General features: G+C 62.0%; 22 protein-coding genes. 2 read left to right on the forward strand and 20 right to left on the reverse strand.

The genetic code is table 11. The features are described 5' to 3' along the window. Positions 1-11 precede the first annotated feature (11 nt). The 19 genes from rpsN to rpsL form a co-directional block, all read right to left on the reverse strand. A complete protein-coding gene (rpsN, locus tag EOC94_RS24640) occupies positions 12-317 on the reverse strand; it encodes a 30S ribosomal protein S14 (protein WP_029352223.1) in 306 nt (101 codons plus the stop codon). Between the two features lie 27 nt (positions 318-344). After that, positions 345-923: a 50S ribosomal protein L5 gene (gene rplE / locus EOC94_RS24645; RefSeq protein WP_095488568.1), complete on the reverse strand. Its 579-nt coding sequence runs from the start codon at positions 921-923 to the stop codon at positions 345-347. Next, positions 916-1,230: a 50S ribosomal protein L24 gene (gene rplX / locus EOC94_RS24650; RefSeq protein ID WP_013531428.1), complete on the reverse strand. Its 315-nt coding sequence runs from the start codon at positions 1,228-1,230 to the stop codon at positions 916-918. The genes rplE and rplX overlap by 8 nt, the downstream gene beginning before the upstream one ends. 12 nt (positions 1,231-1,242) lie before the next feature. Then, positions 1,243-1,611, reverse strand: coding sequence for a 50S ribosomal protein L14 (gene rplN, locus EOC94_RS24655; protein ID WP_006205457.1), 369 nt, complete (start codon positions 1,609-1,611; stop codon positions 1,243-1,245). A 71-nt stretch (positions 1,612-1,682) separates the two neighbouring features. Further along, entirely contained in the window at positions 1,683-1,922 is a 240-nt protein-coding gene (gene rpsQ / locus EOC94_RS24660) for a 30S ribosomal protein S17 (RefSeq protein WP_023799288.1), read from the reverse strand. A gap of 11 nt (positions 1,923-1,933) precedes the next feature. Then, entirely contained in the window at positions 1,934-2,134 is a 201-nt protein-coding gene (gene rpmC, locus EOC94_RS24665; protein ID WP_006205459.1) for a 50S ribosomal protein L29, read from the reverse strand. Between the two features lie 13 nt (positions 2,135-2,147). Continuing rightward, entirely contained in the window at positions 2,148-2,561 is a 414-nt protein-coding gene (gene rplP / locus EOC94_RS24670) for a 50S ribosomal protein L16 (RefSeq protein WP_023799290.1), read from the reverse strand. 27 nt (positions 2,562-2,588) lie between these two features. Continuing rightward, positions 2,589-3,314 (reverse strand): 30S ribosomal protein S3, encoded by a 726-nt coding sequence (rpsC, locus tag EOC94_RS24675; RefSeq protein ID WP_095488567.1) that lies wholly within the window; start codon positions 3,312-3,314, stop codon positions 2,589-2,591. Beyond that, positions 3,314-3,703 (reverse strand): 50S ribosomal protein L22, encoded by a 390-nt coding sequence (rplV, locus tag EOC94_RS24680; RefSeq protein ID WP_006205462.1) that lies wholly within the window; start codon positions 3,701-3,703, stop codon positions 3,314-3,316. The genes rpsC and rplV overlap by 1 nt, the downstream gene beginning before the upstream one ends. Before the next feature lie 2 nt (positions 3,704-3,705). Then, positions 3,706-3,984 carry a 30S ribosomal protein S19 gene (gene rpsS, locus EOC94_RS24685; protein ID WP_006205463.1) on the reverse strand — a complete coding sequence of 93 codons (279 nt, stop codon included), beginning with the start codon at positions 3,982-3,984 and terminating at the stop codon, positions 3,706-3,708. Between the two features lie 16 nt (positions 3,985-4,000). Further along, a complete protein-coding gene (gene rplB, locus EOC94_RS24690; RefSeq protein ID WP_095488566.1) occupies positions 4,001-4,834 on the reverse strand; it encodes a 50S ribosomal protein L2 in 834 nt (277 codons plus the stop codon). 23 nt (positions 4,835-4,857) lie between these two features. Next, a complete protein-coding gene (locus EOC94_RS24695; protein ID WP_010909275.1) occupies positions 4,858-5,151 on the reverse strand; it encodes a 50S ribosomal protein L23 in 294 nt (97 codons plus the stop codon). After that, complete coding sequence (rplD, locus tag EOC94_RS24700; protein WP_126106700.1) at positions 5,148-5,768, reverse strand: 50S ribosomal protein L4; 621 nt, start codon at positions 5,766-5,768, stop codon at positions 5,148-5,150. Before rplD ends, EOC94_RS24695 begins: the two co-directional genes overlap by 4 nt. Beyond that, positions 5,768-6,514 (reverse strand): 50S ribosomal protein L3, encoded by a 747-nt coding sequence (gene rplC / locus EOC94_RS24705; protein ID WP_095488565.1) that lies wholly within the window; start codon positions 6,512-6,514, stop codon positions 5,768-5,770. Before rplC ends, rplD begins: the two co-directional genes overlap by 1 nt. A gap of 94 nt (positions 6,515-6,608) precedes the next feature. Next, positions 6,609-6,917: a 30S ribosomal protein S10 gene (gene rpsJ, locus EOC94_RS24710; protein WP_006205468.1), complete on the reverse strand. Its 309-nt coding sequence runs from the start codon at positions 6,915-6,917 to the stop codon at positions 6,609-6,611. 63 nt (positions 6,918-6,980) lie between these two features. Further along, positions 6,981-8,156, reverse strand: coding sequence for an elongation factor Tu (tuf, locus tag EOC94_RS24715; RefSeq protein WP_127294065.1), 1,176 nt, complete (start codon positions 8,154-8,156; stop codon positions 6,981-6,983). Positions 8,157-8,222: 66 nt separating this feature from the next. After that, entirely contained in the window at positions 8,223-10,313 is a 2,091-nt protein-coding gene (fusA, locus tag EOC94_RS24720; RefSeq protein WP_095488822.1) for an elongation factor G, read from the reverse strand. A 30-nt stretch (positions 10,314-10,343) separates the two neighbouring features. Continuing rightward, positions 10,344-10,814, reverse strand: a complete 471-nt coding sequence (gene rpsG, locus EOC94_RS24725) for a 30S ribosomal protein S7 (RefSeq protein ID WP_008875664.1) — start codon at positions 10,812-10,814, stop codon at positions 10,344-10,346. Positions 10,815-10,899: 85 nt separating this feature from the next. Next, on the reverse strand, positions 10,900-11,271 hold the full coding sequence (gene rpsL / locus EOC94_RS24730) for a 30S ribosomal protein S12 (RefSeq protein WP_006333356.1): 372 nt from the start codon (positions 11,269-11,271) through the stop codon (positions 10,900-10,902). A gap of 463 nt (positions 11,272-11,734) precedes the next feature. On the opposite strand from rpsL, the gene EOC94_RS24735 reads away from it, so the two are divergent. Both EOC94_RS24735 and EOC94_RS24740 read left to right on the forward strand, forming a co-directional pair. Then, on the forward strand, positions 11,735-12,016 hold the full coding sequence (locus tag EOC94_RS24735) for a transcriptional regulator (protein ID WP_095488828.1): 282 nt from the start codon (positions 11,735-11,737) through the stop codon (positions 12,014-12,016). Between the two features lie 169 nt (positions 12,017-12,185). Continuing rightward, positions 12,186-13,121, forward strand: a complete 936-nt coding sequence (locus EOC94_RS24740) for a Gfo/Idh/MocA family oxidoreductase (protein ID WP_127294067.1) — start codon at positions 12,186-12,188, stop codon at positions 13,119-13,121. Between the two features lie 210 nt (positions 13,122-13,331). Here EOC94_RS24740 and rpoC read toward each other — a convergent pair whose 3' ends face one another. After that, positions 13,332-17,528: a DNA-directed RNA polymerase subunit beta' gene (gene rpoC, locus EOC94_RS24745; RefSeq protein ID WP_095488829.1), complete on the reverse strand. Its 4,197-nt coding sequence runs from the start codon at positions 17,526-17,528 to the stop codon at positions 13,332-13,334. Positions 17,529-17,666 lie beyond the last annotated feature (138 nt).

Raw genomic sequence — 17,666 nt, forward strand, 5'->3', positions numbered from 1 at the left:
TTATGTCCTCCTTACCAGCTCGACTTGACCAGGCCCGGGATCTGGCCGTTATTGCCGAGATCCCGAAGCGCGATGCGCGATACTTTGAGCTTGCGATAGTAGGCACGCGGACGTCCGGTGACTTCGCAGCGGTTGCGGATGCGGATCTTGGCCGAGTTGCGCGGCAGTGCCGCAAGCTTCAGCTGAGCGCGGAAGCGCTCTTCCATCGGCTTGGACTGATCCATGATGATCGCCTTGAGGGCCTTACGCTTGGCAGCGTACTGGTCCACAAGCTTGCGGCGCCTGTTGTTCTTCTCGACTGAGCTGGTCTTTGCCATTTCAGATTTTTCCTTTTCTCGCTGCCGTTACTGGCGGAAGGGGAAGTTGAAGGCCTTGAGCAATGCCCTGGCTTCGTCGTCCGTCTTCGCAGTCGTACAAACGATGACGTCCATGCCCCAGATCTGATCAACCTTGTCGTAGTTGATCTCCGGGAACACGATGTGTTCCTTGATGCCCATGGCATAGTTGCCACGGCCATCGAAGCTCTTCGGATTGAGCCCGCGGAAGTCGCGGACGCGCGGCAGCGCGATGTTCACGAGGCGGTCGAGGAACTCGTACATGCGTTCCTTGCGCAGCGTGACCTTGGCGCCGATCGGCATCTTTTCGCGGACCTTGAAGCCGGCGATCGAATTGCGGGCGTGGGTGACGACGGCCTTCTGGCCGGCGATCATCGCAAGATCTTCGGCCGCGATCGAAGGCTTCTTCGAATCGCCGGTGGCTTCGCCGACGCCCATGTTCAGCACGATCTTATCGATGCGCGGAACCTGCATCTCGTTCTCGTAGCCGAACTGCTCCTGCAGCGCCTTGCGAATGGTCTCGTTGTAGACCTGCTTGAGGCGCGGCGTATTCTGGGCAGTCGCCTGCTTGGTTTGAGACTTAGCCATTGATGACTTCTCCCGAGCGCTTGGCGACGCGCACCTTCTTGCCGTCCTTCTGGAAGATGAAACCGACGCGGGTCGGCTTGCCATCCTTGGGGTCGGCCAGCGCGATGTTCGACAGCTGGATCGGCGCTTCCTTGGTGATGATCCCGCCCTCTTGGGACTGGGACTGCTTCTGGTGACGACGGATCATGTTGACGCCGCGCACCAGCGCGGTGTCTTCCTTCGGCTGTACCGAGAGGACTTCGCCCGAACGGCCCTTGTCCTTGCCGGCCAGCACGACGACTTTGTCGCCTTTTCTAATCTTCTGCATTGGTCCGGCTCCTTACAGCACTTCAGGCGCGAGCGAGATGATCTTCATGTGGTTCTTGGCGCGGAGTTCGCGCGGAACCGGTCCGAAGATACGCGTGCCGATCGGCTCTTTCTTGTTGTCGACGAGAACGGCCGCGTTCTTGTCGAAACGGATCACGCTGCCGTCCGGGCGGCGGATGTCCTTGGCCGTGCGAACCACGACCGCCTTCATCACATCGCCCTTCTTGACGCGGCCGCGCGGGATGGCTTCCTTGATCGACACCACGATGATGTCGCCCACGGAGGCGTATTTCCGCTTCGAGCCGCCCAGCACCTTGATGCACATGACACGACGGGCGCCGGAATTATCCGCGACGTCGAGGTTTGTTTGCATCTGAATCATGACTGGCCGCCTTCTTCTCTTCTAACGGGATGGGCTCAAAGCCCCTCCCCGGTCTGTCCAAAATTCGTTGTTTACGCCTGGTCCGAAGACACTACGGTCCAGCGCTTGTCCTTAGAAATCGGCTTCGATTCCTGGATGAACACCTGATCGCCGACCTTGTGGGCGTTGTTCTCGTCGTGCGCCTTGTACTTCTTGGTCATGCGCACGGTCTTCTTCATCACGGGATGCGTGAAGCGCCGTTCGACCTTGACGACAACCGTCTTCTCGTTTTTGTCGCTGACGACGGTGCCCTGCAGAATGCGCTTTGGCATGGTTTTCGTCCTTAAGCCTTCTTAGCCGCGGACTTTTCCGCAGCGATGGTCTTGATACGCGCAATGTCCTTACGGACCTGCCTCACGCGCGCGGTCTTCTCGAGCTGGCCGGTGGCCTTCTGGAAGCGCAGGTTGAACTGCTCCTTCTTCAGGCTGGCCAGGTCGTCGGTCAGCTGGTCCTGGGTCTTGGTCCGGATGTCTTCGGCTTTCATGATCAGCCCGTCCTTATTCTGCGATGCGCTGTACGAAGCGCGTCCTGACCGAGAGCTTGGCCGCGCCGAGACGCAGCGCCTCACGGGCGGTTTCCTCATTGACGCCGTCGATCTCGAACATGATGCGGCCGGGCTTGACGCGCGCCGCCCAGTAATCGACCGCGCCCTTGCCCTTGCCCATGCGGACTTCGGTCGGCTTCGACGTCACCGGCACGTCCGGGAAGATACGGATCCAGACGCGGCCGGCGCGCTTCATCTCGCGGGTGATCGCGCGGCGGGCCGCCTCGATCTCACGCGCGGTGACGCGGTTCGGCTCAAGCGCCTTCAGCCCGAAACCGCCGAAATCCAGATTGGTGCCACCCTTGGCGGCACCGTGGATACGACCCTTGAACTGCTTGCGGAACTTTGTGCGCTTTGGCTGCAGCATCGTTCTAACTCCAAATTCTCAACTGTCTCAGGCGTTTTCGCGACGGCGACCGCGTTCGCGCTCACCACCACCGCCATGCGCATGATCGCCCTCGGTCGCACGGCGCTCCGAAGCCATCGGGTCGTGCTCGAGGATTTCGCCCTTGAACACCCAGACCTTGACGCCGCAGATGCCGTAAGCGGTGTGCGCTTCGGCCGTGCCGTAGTCGACATCGGCGCGCAGCGTATGCAGCGGCACGCGACCTTCGCGGTACCATTCCATGCGCGCGATCTCGGCACCGCCGAGACGGCCGGCGCAGTTGATGCGGATGCCTTCGGCACCGAGGCGCATCGCAGACTGCACGGCGCGCTTCATGGCGCGGCGGAACGCGATGCGGCGCTCGAGCTGCTGGGCGATCGACTGGGCGACCAGCGTCGCGTCAATCTCGGGCTTGCGCACTTCGACGATGTTCAAATGCGTCTCGGACTTCGTCATCTCCATCAGCTTCTTGCGAAGCTTTTCGATGTCGGCGCCCTTCTTGCCGATGATCAGGCCCGGACGCGCCGCATGGATGGTGACGCGGCACTTCTTGTGCGGACGCTCGATCACGACCTTCGAAATCGCAGCCTGCTTGAGTTCCTTCTCAAGATACTTGCGGATCTTGATGTCCTCATGCAGCAGCTTGCCGTACTCGCCGGTGTTCGCGAACCAGCGCGAATCCCAGGTGCGGTTGATGCCGAGACGCAGACCGATCGGATTGACTTTCTGGCCCATTATGCGGCCTCCCCTTTTTCTTCGACTTCACGAACGACGATCGTGAGGTGCGAGAACGGCTTCTCGATACGGCTGGCGCGACCACGGCCACGGGCATGGAACCGCTTCATGACGATCGACTTGCCGACATAGGCTTCCGCCACGATCAGCGCATCGACGTCGAGGTCGTGGTTGTTTTCCGCGTTGGCGATCGCCGATTCCAGCGTCTTCTTGACCGTGCCGGAAATCCGCTTGGCCGAGAATTCGAGATCGGAAAGCGCTGTCGCGACCTTCTTGCCGCGGATCAGCGCGGCAACGAGGTTCAGCTTCTGCGGGCTGATACGGATCGTGCGCAACACGGCGCGCGCTTCGTTGTCAGCAAGCCTGCGCGGAGCTTTGGCCTTGCCCATGATTATTTCCTCTTCGCCTTCTTATCCGCGCCATGACCGTAATAGGTCCGGGTCGGAGCGAATTCACCGAACTTGTGGCCGACCATGTCCTCGTTCACCGAAACGGGAACGTGCTTCTGGCCGTTGTAGACACCGAAGGTGAAGCCGACGAACTGCGGCAGGATGGTGGAGCGACGGCTCCACATCTTGATCACCTCATTGCGACCACCTTCACGAACCTTGTCCACCTTCTTGAGAAGGTAGCCGTCAATGAAGGGGCCTTTCCAAATCGAACGAGTCACTTGGCGTTACCTCTTCTTAGCTCTTGCGCTGATGGCGCGAGCGCAGGATGAACTTGTCGGTCGCCTTATTGGACCGCGTCTTCTTGCCCTTGGTCGGCTTGCCCCAAGGCGAAACCGGATGGCGGCCACCCGAGGTGCGGCCTTCGCCGCCGCCATGCGGATGGTCGACCGGGTTCATGGTCACGCCGCGGTTGTGCGGACGTTTTCCCCGCCACACCGTGCGGCCTGCCTTGCCGTCATTGATGTTGCCGTGGTCCGGGTTGGATACGGCGCCGACAGTGGCCATGCACGAACCGTGGACGACACGCTGCTCGCCTGAGTTCAAGCGCAGGATCGCCATGCCCTGGTCACGGCCGACGAGCTGGGCATAGCCGCCAGCCGAACGGGCAACCTGGGCGCCCTTGCCCGGCTTCAGCTCGATGTTGTGGACGATCGTGCCGACCGGCATCGAGGCCAGCGGCATCGCATTGCCCGGCTTCACGTCGACCGCTTCGCCAGCCACGATCTTGTCGCCGGCAGCAAGGCGCTGCGGAGCGATGATGTAGGACAGCTCGCCATCGTCATACTTGATCAGCGCGATGAAGGCGCTGCGGTTCGGATCGTATTCAATACGCTCGACCGTGCCGACAACGTCGAACTTGCGGCGCTTGAAGTCGATGATGCGGTACGTGCGCTTGTGACCGCCGCCGATGAAGCGGGCCGTGATGCGGCCGTAATTGTTGCGGCCGCCCGACTTGGTCAGGCCTTCGGTCAGGCCCTTGACGGGCTTGCCCTTGTAGAGGCCCGAGCGATCGACGATGACCAGCTGGCGGGTGCTCGGCGTTATCGGGTTGAATTTTTTCAGTGCCATGTTTGTTGTCCTCGCGGTCTTGCTCAGAGACCCGTCGCGACGTCGATCGACTGGCCGTCGGCCAGCGTCACAATCGCCTTCTTGACGTCGCTCTGGCGGCCGATCGTGCCGCGGAAGCGCTTGATCTTGCCCTTGCGGACAAGCGTGTTCACGGCCATCACCTTGACGCCGAACAGCGCTTCGACGGCGGCCTTGATTTCCGGCTTCGACGCCTTCTTGGCGACGTTGAAGACGACCTGGTTCTGCTCGGAAGCCATGGTCGACTTTTCGGTGATCGCCGGCGAGACGATCACGTCGTAGTGACGAAGGTCGGTCATTTGAAGCGCTCCTCGAGAGCCTCGACGGCGGCCTTCGAGAGGACCAGCGTGCCGCGGCGCAGAATGTCGTAGACGTTGATGCCCTGGATGGGCAGCACGTCGATGTTCGGGATGTTCGTCGCCGCCAGCTTGAAGTTCTTATCGAGCTCGGCGCCGCCGATCAGCAGGGCGTTGGACAGGCCCAGCGTCGCGAAATTCGCGATCAGCGCCTTGGTCTTGGCCTCAGTCATCATCAACTCGTCGATAATGATGAGCGATGCGCTCTTGGCCTTGGCCGAAAGAGCATGCTTGAGGCCCAGCGCACGCACCTTCTTCGGCAAATCGTGCTCGTGGCTGCGGACGACCGGACCGTGGGCCTTGCCGCCGCCGCGGAACTGCGGAGCGCGTGCCGAATGGTGGCGGGCGCGGCCCGTACCCTTCTGCTTGTACATCTTGGCGCCGGTCCGAGCGATCTCGGCGCGACCCTTGGTCTTGTGCGTGCCCTGCTGCTTCTTGGCAAGCTGCCAGCGCACGACGCGCTGCAGAATGTCCTCGCGCGGATCAAGGCCGAAAATCTCCTCGGAGAGTTTCACCTTGCCGGCGTCCTTGCCGCCAAGCGTTGTGATCTTGAGGTCCATTATTCCGCTCCCTCTGTGGCCGGGGCATCTACTGTGGCCGGGGCATCGTTCTTGGCGCCATCATTGGTCGCAATGGCGCGGATTGCGGCGGGCTTCGGCGCATTGGCCGGCAGCGCAACCTTGGCCGCGTCGCGGACCAGGATCCAGGCACCCTTCGAACCGGGAACCGCGCCGCGGATCAGGATCAGACCGCGATCGGCATCGGTCGAGACGACCTCGACATTCTGCGTTGTGACGCGGGTGTCACCCATGTGGCCAGCCATATGCTTGCCCTTGAACACCTTGCCCGGATCCTGGCGCTGGCCGGTCGAGCCGTGCGTACGGTGCGAGACCGAGTTGCCGTGGGTCGCGCGGCCACCGCCCATGTGGTGCCGCTTGATAACGCCCTGGAAACCCTTGCCGATCGTGGTTCCCGTCACATCGACCTTCTGGCCGGCGACGAAATGATCGACGGTGATCTCCGCGCCGACATCGATCATGTTGTCGGCGGAGACACGGAATTCGGCAACCTTGGCCTTCGGCTCGACGGAAGCGGTCGCGAAATGGCCGCGCATCGCCTTCGACGTGTTCTTCACCTTGGCAAGGCCAACGCCGAGCTGGACGGCGGTATAGCCGTTCTTCTCCTGCGTGCGCTGCGCCACGACCTGGCAGTTCTCCATCTGGAGAACAGTGACGGGAACATGTTCCCCGGCATCGTTGTAGATGCGGGTCATTCCCACCTTCTTTGCAATCACACCTGAACGCATCGGTTCAATTCCTTTAGAGTTCCCTGTCGGGGCTGTCGCCCCTCCACGCCTCTTGTTCCTTCAGAGTTCCGGGTCGCCCCGCCCCTCTGGTTCCTTAGAGCTTGATCTCGACGTCGACACCGGCGGCAAGATCGAGCTTCATCAAAGCGTCGACCGTCTGCGGGGTCGGGTCAACGATATCGAGCAGACGCTTGTGCGTGCGCATCTCGAACTGCTCGCGGCTCTTCTTGTCGACGTGAGGCGACCGGTTGACCGTGAACTTTTCGATCCGCGTCGGCAGCGGAATGGGGCCGCGGACGTTGGCGCCGGTGCGCTTGGCCGTCGACACGATTTCCCGCGTCGAGGCGTCAAGCACCCGGTGATCAAACGCCTTCAGGCGGATGCGGATATTCTGTCCGTTCATGCGTCACTTCCTTGTTCTGGCGCGGCGCGGGCAGCGCCCGCGACAGATCGGTTTAAGTCCAAATTACTCTTTGATGGTGACGACGATGCCGGCACCGACGGTGCGGCCGCCTTCACGGATGGCGAAGCGCAGCTTCTCTTCCATGGCGATCGGCACGATCAGCTCGACATCGACCGTGATGTTGTCGCCCGGCATCACCATCTCGGTGCCTTCCGGCAGCGACACGATGCCGGTCACGTCGGTCGTGCGGAAATAGAACTGCGGACGGTAGTTGGTGAAGAACGGCGTGTGACGGCCACCTTCGTCCTTGGTCAGGATGTAGGCTTCGGCCACGAACTTCTTGTGCGGCTTGACCGTGCCGGGCTTGGCCAGAACCTGGCCGCGCTCGACACCTTCACGATCGACACCGCGCAGCAGCGCGCCGATGTTGTCGCCGGCCTGGCCCTGGTCGAGCAGCTTGCGGAACATCTCGACGCCGGTGCAGGTCGTCTTGGTCGTCGGACGGATGCCGATGATCTCCAGCTCCTCGCCGACCTTGACCACGCCGCGCTCGACGCGACCGGTCACAACCGTGCCGCGGCCCGAGATCGAGAACACGTCCTCGATCGGCATCAGGAACGGCTTGTCGAGCGGACGAACCGGCGTCGGGATGTAGGCGTCGACCGCAGCCATCAATTCGCGGATCGCGTCCTCGCCGATCTTCTTGTCGGAATCTTCCAAAGCCGCAAGTGCTGAACCCTTGACGATCGGAATGTCGTCGCCGGGGAACTCGTTCTTGGTCAACAGCTCACGCACCTCGAGCTCGACCAGCTCGAGCAGCTCGGCGTCGTCGACCTGGTCGACCTTGTTCAAAAACACCACGATCGACGGCACGCCGACCTGACGGGCCAGCAGGATGTGCTCGCGGGTCTGCGGCATCGGGCCGTCAGCGGCCGACACAACCAGGATCGCGCCGTCCATCTGCGCAGCGCCGGTGATCATGTTCTTCACATAGTCGGCGTGGCCGGGGCAGTCGACATGGGCGTAGTGGCGGGCAGCCGTCTCGTATTCGACATGCGCCGTCGAGATGGTGATGCCGCGCGCCTTCTCCTCAGGCGCCGCATCAATCTGGTCGTAGCGCTTGTATTCGCCAAAATACTTGGTGATCGCCGCCGTCAACGACGTCTTGCCATGATCGACGTGGCCAATCGTGCCAATGTTCACATGAGGCTTTGTACGCTCGAATTTACCTTTTGCCATGTGATGTCTCCATTCCTGCTCGCCCGTGCGGGCTTTGAATTAAGTTAGCGCTGCAACCCGCCCGGGTTACGCGTATTTCTTCTGGACTTCCTGAGCGACCGCGGTCGGCACCGGCTCGTAGTGATCGAACTGCATCGTGTAGGCCGCGCGGCCCTGGCTCATCGAGCGCAAATTGTCGACGTATTTGAACATGTTGGCGAGCGGCACCATCGCGTTGATAACCACCGCCACGCCACGGGCTTCCTGGCCCTGGATCTGGCCGCGACGGCCGTTCAAATCGCCGATGACGCTGCCGACATAATCTTCCGGAGTCACCACTTCGACCTTCATGATCGGCTCGAGCAACTGCACGCCAAGCCTGGGCGCCGCTTCACGGAAGCAGGCACGGCCAGCGATTTCGAAGGCCAGAACGCTGGAGTCGACGTCGTGGTAAGCACCGTCGATCAGCGTCGCCTTGACGCCGATCATCGGGAAGCCGGCGAACGGACCCGAGGTCATGACGCTGTTGATGCCCTTTTCGACACCGGGGATGTATTCCTTCGGCACAGCGCCGCCGACGATCTTAGTTTCGAACTGGAATTCGCTGCTTTCCGGATTCGGCTCGAAAAGGATCTTGACGCGGGCGAACTGACCGGTACCGCCGGTCTGCTTCTTATGCGTGTAGTCCTGTTCTTGGCTGCGGGTAATCGTCTCGCGATAGGCTACCTGCGGCGCGCCGACATTGGCCTCGACCTTGAACTCGCGACGCATGCGGTCGACGATAATGTCGAGGTGAAGCTCGCCCATGCCGGAAATGATCGTCTGGCCGCTTTCCTCGTCGGTCTTGACGCGGAAGGACGGATCCTCGGCGGCTAGGCGGTGAAGGGCGAGGCCCATCTTTTCCTGGTCGTTCTTGGTCTTCGGCTCAATGGCGATCTGGATGACCGGATCAGGGAATTCCATGCGCTCGAGGATGACCGGATGCAGCGGGTCACTGAGCGTGTCGCCGGTGGTCGTGTCCTTGAGGCCGGCCAGTGCGACGATGTCGCCGGCGAAAGCCTCTTCGACGTCGGCGCGCGAGTTCGCATGCATCTGCAGCATGCGGCCGATGCGCTCTTTCTTGCCCTTGACCGTGTTGTCAACCGAGATGCCCTTGGTGAGCTTGCCCGAATAGATACGGGCAAAGGTGAGCGAACCGACGAACGGGTCGTTCATGATCTTGAAGGCGAGCATCGACAGCGGCTCGTTGTCGTCGGCATGACGCTCGATCTCGGCATCGGTCTTGGCATCGACGCCCTTGATGGCCGGAACATCGGCCGGCGACGGCAGATATTCGACGACGGCATCGAGCAGCGGCTGCACGCCTTTGTTCTTGAAGGCCGAGCCACAGAACATCGGATAGAACTTCACCGCGATGGTGCCCTTGCGGATCAGCGCGCGGATCTCGTCATTGCTCGGCATCTTGCCTTCGAGGTAATTCTCAAGCGCCGTCTCGTCCATTTCGACGGCAGCCTCGATCATCTTCTCGCGGTATTCTTCCGCACGAGCCTTGAGGTCATCCGGGATCTCGACGACGTCCCAGGCAGCGCCCAGCGTTTCGTCACGCCAGACCAGCGCGTTCATCTCGACGAGGTCTACGACACCCTTGAATTCGGTCTCGGCACCGATCGGCAGCTGCATGACGACGGCATGCGCGCCGAGGCGCGAGCCGATCATCTCGACCGAACGGTAAAAATCGGCGCCGATCTTGTCCATCTTGTTGCAGAAGATCATGCGCGGCACGCGGTACTTGTCGGCCTGGCGCCAGACGGTCTCCGTCTGCGGCTCGACACCGGCATTGGCGTCGAGCAGCGCGATGGCGCCGTCGAGCACACGCAGCGAACGCTCGACCTCGATGGTGAAGTCGACGTGGCCGGGGGTGTCGATGATGTTGAAGCGATGCATCTTGCCGTCACGAGCCTTCCAGAAGGTCGTGGTCGCGGCGGACGTGATGGTGATGCCGCGCTCCTGCTCCTGCTCCATCCAATCCATGGTGGCAGCGCCGTCATGGACTTCGCCGATCTTGTGCGACTTGCCCGTGTAGTAGAGGACGCGCTCGGTGGTCGTCGTCTTGCCGGCGTCGATATGCGCCATGATACCGAAATTGCGGTAGTCTTCGATCTTATATTCGCGGGCCATGGGAGGTGCCTCTTCAGTCTCGTTCGCGCTTTACCAGCGGTAGTGCGCGAAGGCGCGGTTGGCTTCTGCCATTTTGTGGGTGTCTTCACGCTTCTTCACGGCGGTGCCGCGGTTGTTGGCCGCGTCCATCAGCTCGCCGGAGAGGCGGTCGACCATAGTGGTCTCGTTGCGGTTGCGGGCCGCAGCGATCAGCCAGCGGATGGCCAGCGCCTGACGGCGCTCGGGGCGCACGTCGACCGGAACCTGGTAGGTGGCACCACCGACGCGGCGCGAACGCACTTCCACATGCGGCGCGACGTTGTCGAGCGCCTGATGGAAGACGGTGACCGGCTCCTGCTTGGTCTTGGACTGGACCTGGTCGAGCGCACCGTAGACGATGGTCTCGGCAACCGACTTCTTGCCGTCATACATGACGGCATTCATGAACTTGGTGACGATCAGATCACCGAACTTCGGGTCCGGGTTGATCTCACGCTTTTCTGCACTGTGACGACGGGACATTTTTTCTCTGCCTCAATTCTGCGTGGTGGCCTGGATCCCGGATCGTCGCCTGGCGCCGTCCGGGATGACCTTGGCTACGCTTCGGTCACTTCGGACGCTTGGCGCCGTACTTCGAACGGCGCTGCTTGCGGTTCTTCACACCCTGCGTGTCGAGCACGCCGCGGATGATATGGTAGCGGACGCCCGGAAGATCCTTGACGCGGCCGCCGCGGATCATCACCACCGAGTGTTCCTGAAGGTTGTGGCCTTCGCCGGGGATGTAGCCGATCACTTCAAAACCATTGGTCAGGCGGATCTTGGCGACCTTGCGCAGCGCCGAGTTCGGCTTCTTCGGCGTCGTTGTGTAGACGCGCGTGCAGACGCCCCGCTTCTGCGGGTTCTGCTGCATGGCCGGGACCTTGTTGCGCTTCACCGGCGCAATGCGCGGCTTGCGGATCAGCTGGTTGACGGTAGGCATTAAACCCTCTTGTCTCTCAATTCCGTGTCTCGCCCGGTCAGGGCCGCTCAAAGCGTCATTTCCATACGCAAATTCGGGCCACAAACCGCGCCTCGCGGTCTTGCCCGAACAAATGGCAGAGGAAGCGGAAGCCGCTTCATGCACGCCGGAAATGTCTTTTCGCTCGTAAAACGAACCCTGTTTGAGGCAAACTCCAAAGCGTGTCGCTTCGGAAGGGAGAGCCTCACATCGGTTCTGACTGGCCGGCTTCTACTCGCAAGCCTGTTGCCCGTCAACCCCGGAGCGCCAAATATTACGCTGAAACCAAGGCTTGGCAGCCATGCGAAAGGCGCATGTAATTTTCTTTCGTCATTTTGCAAGAGGAAGGAAGAAAGTGACCGGCTTTCGGCTGTTGCGCGGCCATGCTTCATGCGAAAAAGGCGGCATGAATAGCGCAAATCCCCTCGCCCGGAGGAATCAGCCCGTGAACGACAATGATGAGCGCCCGGTCACCATCATCACCGGCCGGGCATGGAAAAGGAAGGGCGGCAAGCCGGAAGGCGTCCACCTCATGCTGGTCGCGCCCGACGACGATTCGGCGGTGCGCCGGGCGCTCGAATCGCTCTCGGCCGAAGGTTACGCCGAGGCGGAGCTCGACCAGATCGGCGACCTGGACGGCGTGCCCGACGAAGAGCCGCATTTGTCGGCCTATCAGGGCGCGCTCGAAGGCGAAGTATCGATCGTCACCTTCGACGTTCCGGCCTGAAGCAGGGCCAGTCTGAAGCAGGGCCAGTCTGAACGAGAGGCAATGGCGCTGTACCTGCCCTCGCCTGGGACCGTCATGTCCGACTCTGCCGAGACTTGCCCGGCATCGGTTCTCTGCTAAGAACCATTCGCTGCTGACAGCCAAGCGCATCCAATCCGCGGAGTCTCCCATGTCCTCGAACAGCAACCCCATCAAGCTCGGCATCGTCGGGGTGGGAAAGATCGTCCGCGACCAGCACCTGCCGGCCTTGGCAAAGGACCAGGCCTATCGCCTTGCCGCCGCCGCCAGCCGGCACGGCAAGGTGGAAGACATCCCGAATTTCCCAACCATCGAGGCGATGCTCGACGCTGTGCCGGAGTTCGATGCCGTATCGCTCTGCATGCCGCCGCAGTTCCGCTATGATGCCGCACGGACCGCGCTCGAAGCGAAAAAGCATGTCTTCCTGGAAAAGCCGCCCGGCGCCACGGTCAGCGAGGTCGAGGATTTGAAGGCGCTAGCGGTCGCGAACGGCGTCTCGCTGTTCGCCAGTTGGCATTCGCGCTATGCGCCGGCGGTGGAAGCCGCGCGTGCATTCCTCGGCTCGACCCAGATCAGATCGGCAGCCATCAACTGGAAGGAAGACGTGCGCCGCTGGCACCCGAATCAGGACTGGATCTGGGCCCCAGGCGGCTTCGGCGTCTTCGATCCCGGCATCAACGCGCTGTCGATCGCGACCCACATATTGCCGGCGATGTTCATCACCTCGGCAATTCTCGATTTTCCCGAAAACCGCGCCGCCCCGATCGCCGCCCATATCGCCTTCCGCACCTCTGGTGGATTGCCGGTGACGATGGAGCTCGACTGGCGCCAGACCGGCCCGCAAAGCTGGGACATTCTGGCCGAGACGGACAAGGGCGCGATGGTGCTTTCGGGCGGCGGATCAAAACTCGAGGTCGACGGCCGCGTCGTTCACGACGAGCCGGAAGCCGAATATCCGATGCTCTACAGGCGTTTCGCCGAGATCGTGCGCGCCGGCGTCTCCGATGTCGATCTCGCCCCGCTGCAGCATGTCGCCGACGCCTTCATGCTCGGCAAGCGCAATGTAGTGGAAGCGTTTTTCGACTGAAGCTGTAAGGAGCGACCATCGCTCCGGTCCTGACCATCTTGCAAACGTTGCGCCGCCCCTCAGCTGGCTGCCGCCACCTTCTCCCCGTGAACGGCAGGGCTATCGCATTACTCCCATTCCGTCACCATCGACATACGCTTCAACGCAGCAAACAAAAAAGCCGCCGGGTTGCCCCGACGGCTTTGTTGCCTGAGATCTGTGACGCCGCGCTTACTGCGCGGCGTTGACCATGTCGGTCAACATCGGTTCGGCGACCTCGACGCCTGACGCCTTGCGGCGCTCGTCGATGATCAACTCGTCGCGCGAGGTGGCGATGCGCCGGATCTGGCTCATCGTGCCGCCGGTGCCGGCCGGGATCAGCCGGCCGACGATGACGTTTTCCTTCAGCCCCTGCAGCATGTCGGTCTTGCCGGCAACCGCCGCTTCGGTCAGCACCCTGGTCGTCTCCTGGAAGGAGGCGGCCGAGATGAAGGACGGCGTCTGCAGCGAGGCCTTGGTGATGCCCAAGAGCACCGGCTGGCCTTCGGCCGGCTTCTTGCCGTCCTCGACCAGGCGCTCGTTGACCTCTTCCAGCTCGATCACGTCGACGTGGTCGCCCGGAATGTAGGTCGAGTCGCCCTGGACGGTGATCTCGACCTTCTGCAGCATCTGGCGAACGATCACCTCGATGTGCTTGTCGTTGATCGACACGCCCTGCAGGCGGTAGACCTCCTGGATCTCGTTGACGAGGTAGGACGCAAGCGCCTCCACGCCCTTGATCGCCAGGATGTCGTGCGGCGCCGGATTGCCGTCGAGGATGTAGTCGCCCTTCTCGATGACGTCGCCGTCCTGGAGATGGAACGGCTTGCCCTTCGGGATCAGGTATTCGACCGGCTCAAGCGTCGAGTCATGTGGCTCGATGATGATGCGGCGCTTGTTCTTGTAGTCGCGGCCGAAGCGGATCGTGCCGTCGATCTCGGCGATGATGGCGTGATCCTTCGGACGGCGTGCCTCGAACAGTTCGGCAACACGCGGCAGACCGCCGGTGATGTCCTTGGTCTTGGCGCTTTCCATCGGGATACGCGCCAGCACGTCGCCGGGGCGAACCTGCGCACCCGGCTCGACCGAAAGAATGGCCTCGACCGAGAGCAGGAAGCGGGCGTCGCCGCCCTTCGACAGTTTGCCGACCTTGCCCTTGGCATCCTGGACGACGATCGCCGGCTTGAGGTCGTTGCCGCGTGGCGTCGAACGCCAGTCGATGACCTCGCGCTTGGTGATGCCGGTCGATTCGTCGGCCGTCTCCTGAACGGAAATGCCGTCGACCAGATCCTCGAACGCCACCTTGCCCTCGATCTCGGTGAGGATCGGGCGGGTATAGGGATCCCACTCGGCAACGCGCTGGCCGCGCTTCACCTTGTCGCCATCGTCCACGAAGATGCGCGAACCATAGGTGAGGCGGTGCGTGGCACGCTCCTTGCCGGCTTCGTCGAGGATCAGCACCGCCATGTTGCGGCCCATGACCATCTGCTGGCCGTCGGAGTTGCGCACCACGTTGCGATTGCGGATCTCGACCTTGCCCTCATAGGAGGCTTCAAGGAACGAGCTATCCACCACCTGCGCCGTACCGCCCATGTGGAAGGTACGCATGGTGAGCTGGGTGCCCGGCTCGCCGATCGACTGCGCGGCGATGACGCCGACAGCCTCGCCCTGGTTGACCGGGGTGCCGCGGGCCAGATCGCGTCCGTAGCAGACCGCGCAGACACCGACCCTGACGTCGCAGGTCAGCGCCGAGCGGATGCGGACCGACTGGACGCCGGCCTTTTCGATCTCTTCCACGTCGCGTTCGTCCATCAGCGTTCCGGCCTTGACCAGAACCTCACCCGTGACCGGATGAGTGATGTCGTCGAGCGACGTGCGGCCGAGAACGCGCTGGCCGACGGAGGCGACGACCTGGCCGGCATCGACGATCGGCTGCATGGTGAGGCCCTTGTCGGTGCCGCAGTCGACGGAGTTGACGATGCAGTCCTGCGCCACGTCGACCAGACGACGGGTGAGGTAGCCCGAGTTCGCCGTCTTCAAGGCGGTGTCGGCCAGACCCTTGCGGGCGCCGTGGGTCGAGTTGAAGTACTCGAGCACGGTCAGGCCTTCCTTGAAGTTCGAGATGATCGGCGTCTCGATGATCTCACCGCTAGGCTTGGCCATCAGGCCGCGCATACCGGCAAGCTGGCGCATCTGGGTGGGCGAGCCGCGCGCACCGGAGTGCGACATCATGTAGATCGAGTTCATCGGCTTTTGACGGCCATTGTCCTCGAACTCGACCGCCTTGATGCGGGCCATCATCTCGTCGGCGACCTTTTCCGAGCACTTGGCCCAGGCGTCGACGACCTTGTTGTACTTCTCGCCCTGCGTGATCAGGCCGTCATTGTACTGCTGCTCGTATTCCTTGGCCAAAGCCTCGGTGTCGGAGACCAGCTTGATCTTGGCATCCGGGATCAGCATGTCGTCCTTGCCGAACGAAATGCCGGCGCGGCAGGCGTGGCTGAAGCCGAGGGCCATGATGCGGTCGCAGAAAATGACCGTCTCCTTCTGACCGCAATGGCGGTAGACGGTGTCGATCATCTTGGAGATGTTCTTCTTGGTCATCTCCTGGTTGGCGGTCTCGTAAGGCACGTTGACATTCTTCGGCAGCAGTTCGCCGATGATCATGCGGCCAGGCGTGGTGTCATGGATCTTCGACACGACTTTGCCTTCGGCATCGACCGTGCGGAAACGACCCTTGATCTTGGAATGCAACGTCACCGCCTTGGTCTCGAGCGCATGCTGGAGTTCGCCCATGTCGGCAAACACCATGCCCTCGCCCGGCTCGTTCTGATTGACGATCGAGAGATAGTAGAGACCTAGAACCATGTCCTGCGACGGCACGATGATCGGCGCGCCGGAAGCCGGGTGCAGGATGTTGTTGGTCGACATCATCAGCACGCGGGCTTCAAGCTGTGCTTCCAGCGACAGCGGCACGTGAACCGCCATCTGGTCGCCGTCGAAGTCGGCGTTGAAGGCCGTGCAGACCAGCGGGTGAAGCTGGATCGCCTTGCCTTCGATCAGGATCGGCTCGAACGCCTGGATGCCGAGGCGGTGCAGCGTCGGCGCGCGGTTCAACAGCACCGGATGCTCGCGGATGACCTCGTCGAGGATATCCCAGACCTCCGGGCGCTCCTTCTCGACCAGCTTCTTCGCCTGCTTGACGGTCGAGGAATAACCCTTGGCGTCGAGACGGGCGTAGATGAAGGGCTTGAACAGTTCGAGCGCCATCTTCTTCGGCAGGCCGCACTGGTGCAGCTTGAGCTCCGGGCCGGTCACGATGACCGAGCGGCCGGAATAGTCGACGCGCTTGCCGAGCAGGTTCTGGCGGAACCGGCCCTGCTTGCCCTTGAGCATGTCGGACAGCGACTTCAGCGGACGCTTGTTGGCGCCGGTGATGACGCGGCCGCGACGGCCATTGTCGAACAGTGCGTCGACAGCTTCCTGCAGCATGCGCTTTTCATTGCGCACGATGATGCCGGGTGCGCGCAGCTCGATCAGCCGCTTCAGGCGGTTGTTGCGGTTGATGACGCGGCGATAGAGATCGTTGAGATCGGACGTGGCGAAACGGCCACCGTCCAACGGGACAAGCGGGCGCAGGTCCGGCGGAATGACCGGAACCACCTTCATGATCATCCATTCCGGACGGTTGCCGGACTCCATGAAGTTCTCGACGACCTTGAGCCGCTTCAGATACTTCTTCTGCTTCAGCTCGGACGTGGTCGAAGCCAGCTCCGAACGCAGGTCGCCGGCGATCTTCTCCAGGTCCATGCCGGCCAGAAGGTCATGAATGGCCTCGGCGCCGATCATGGCGGTGAAGCTATCCTCGCCATATTCGTCGACGGCCATCATGTACTCTTCCTCGCTGAGGAGCTGGTGCTCCTTCAGCGCGGTGAGGCCGGGCTCGGTGACGATATAGTTCTCGAAGTAGAGAACGCGCTCGATATCCTTCAGCGTCATGTCGAGCAGCGTGCCGATACGCGACGGCAGCGACTTCAGGAACCAGATATGGGCGACGGGCGCGGCCAGCTCGATATGGCCCATGCGCTCGCGGCGGACGCGCGACAGCGTGACTTCGACGCCGCACTTTTCGCAGATAACGCCCTTGTACTTCATGCGCTTGTACTTGCCGCACAGGCATTCGTAGTCCTTGATCGGACCAAAAATGCGCGCGCAGAACAGGCCGTCGCGCTCCGGCTTGAAGGTGCGGTAGTTGATGGTCTCCGGCTTCTTGATCTCGCCGAACGACCAGGACAGAATCTTCTCAGGGCTGGCGAGCGAGATCCGGATGGAATCGAACACCTGCGCAGGCGCCTGGGGATTGAAGAGATTCATGACCTCTTGGTTCATGCCGTTCTCCTTTTCGGGGTCCTCGAAAACCCCTTGCATCTAGCGCGGGCCAAACGCCCGCAGACTTGTCGGCCATCGGCCGAAGAAACTTCTTGTTTGAGCATGATCTTGGCCGAAAACCGGTAACCACTTTTCGGG

The organism is Mesorhizobium sp. M6A.T.Ce.TU.016.01.1.1 (assembly GCF_003997065.1).
GTDB classification, from domain to species: domain Bacteria; phylum Pseudomonadota; class Alphaproteobacteria; order Rhizobiales; family Rhizobiaceae; genus Mesorhizobium; species Mesorhizobium mediterraneum.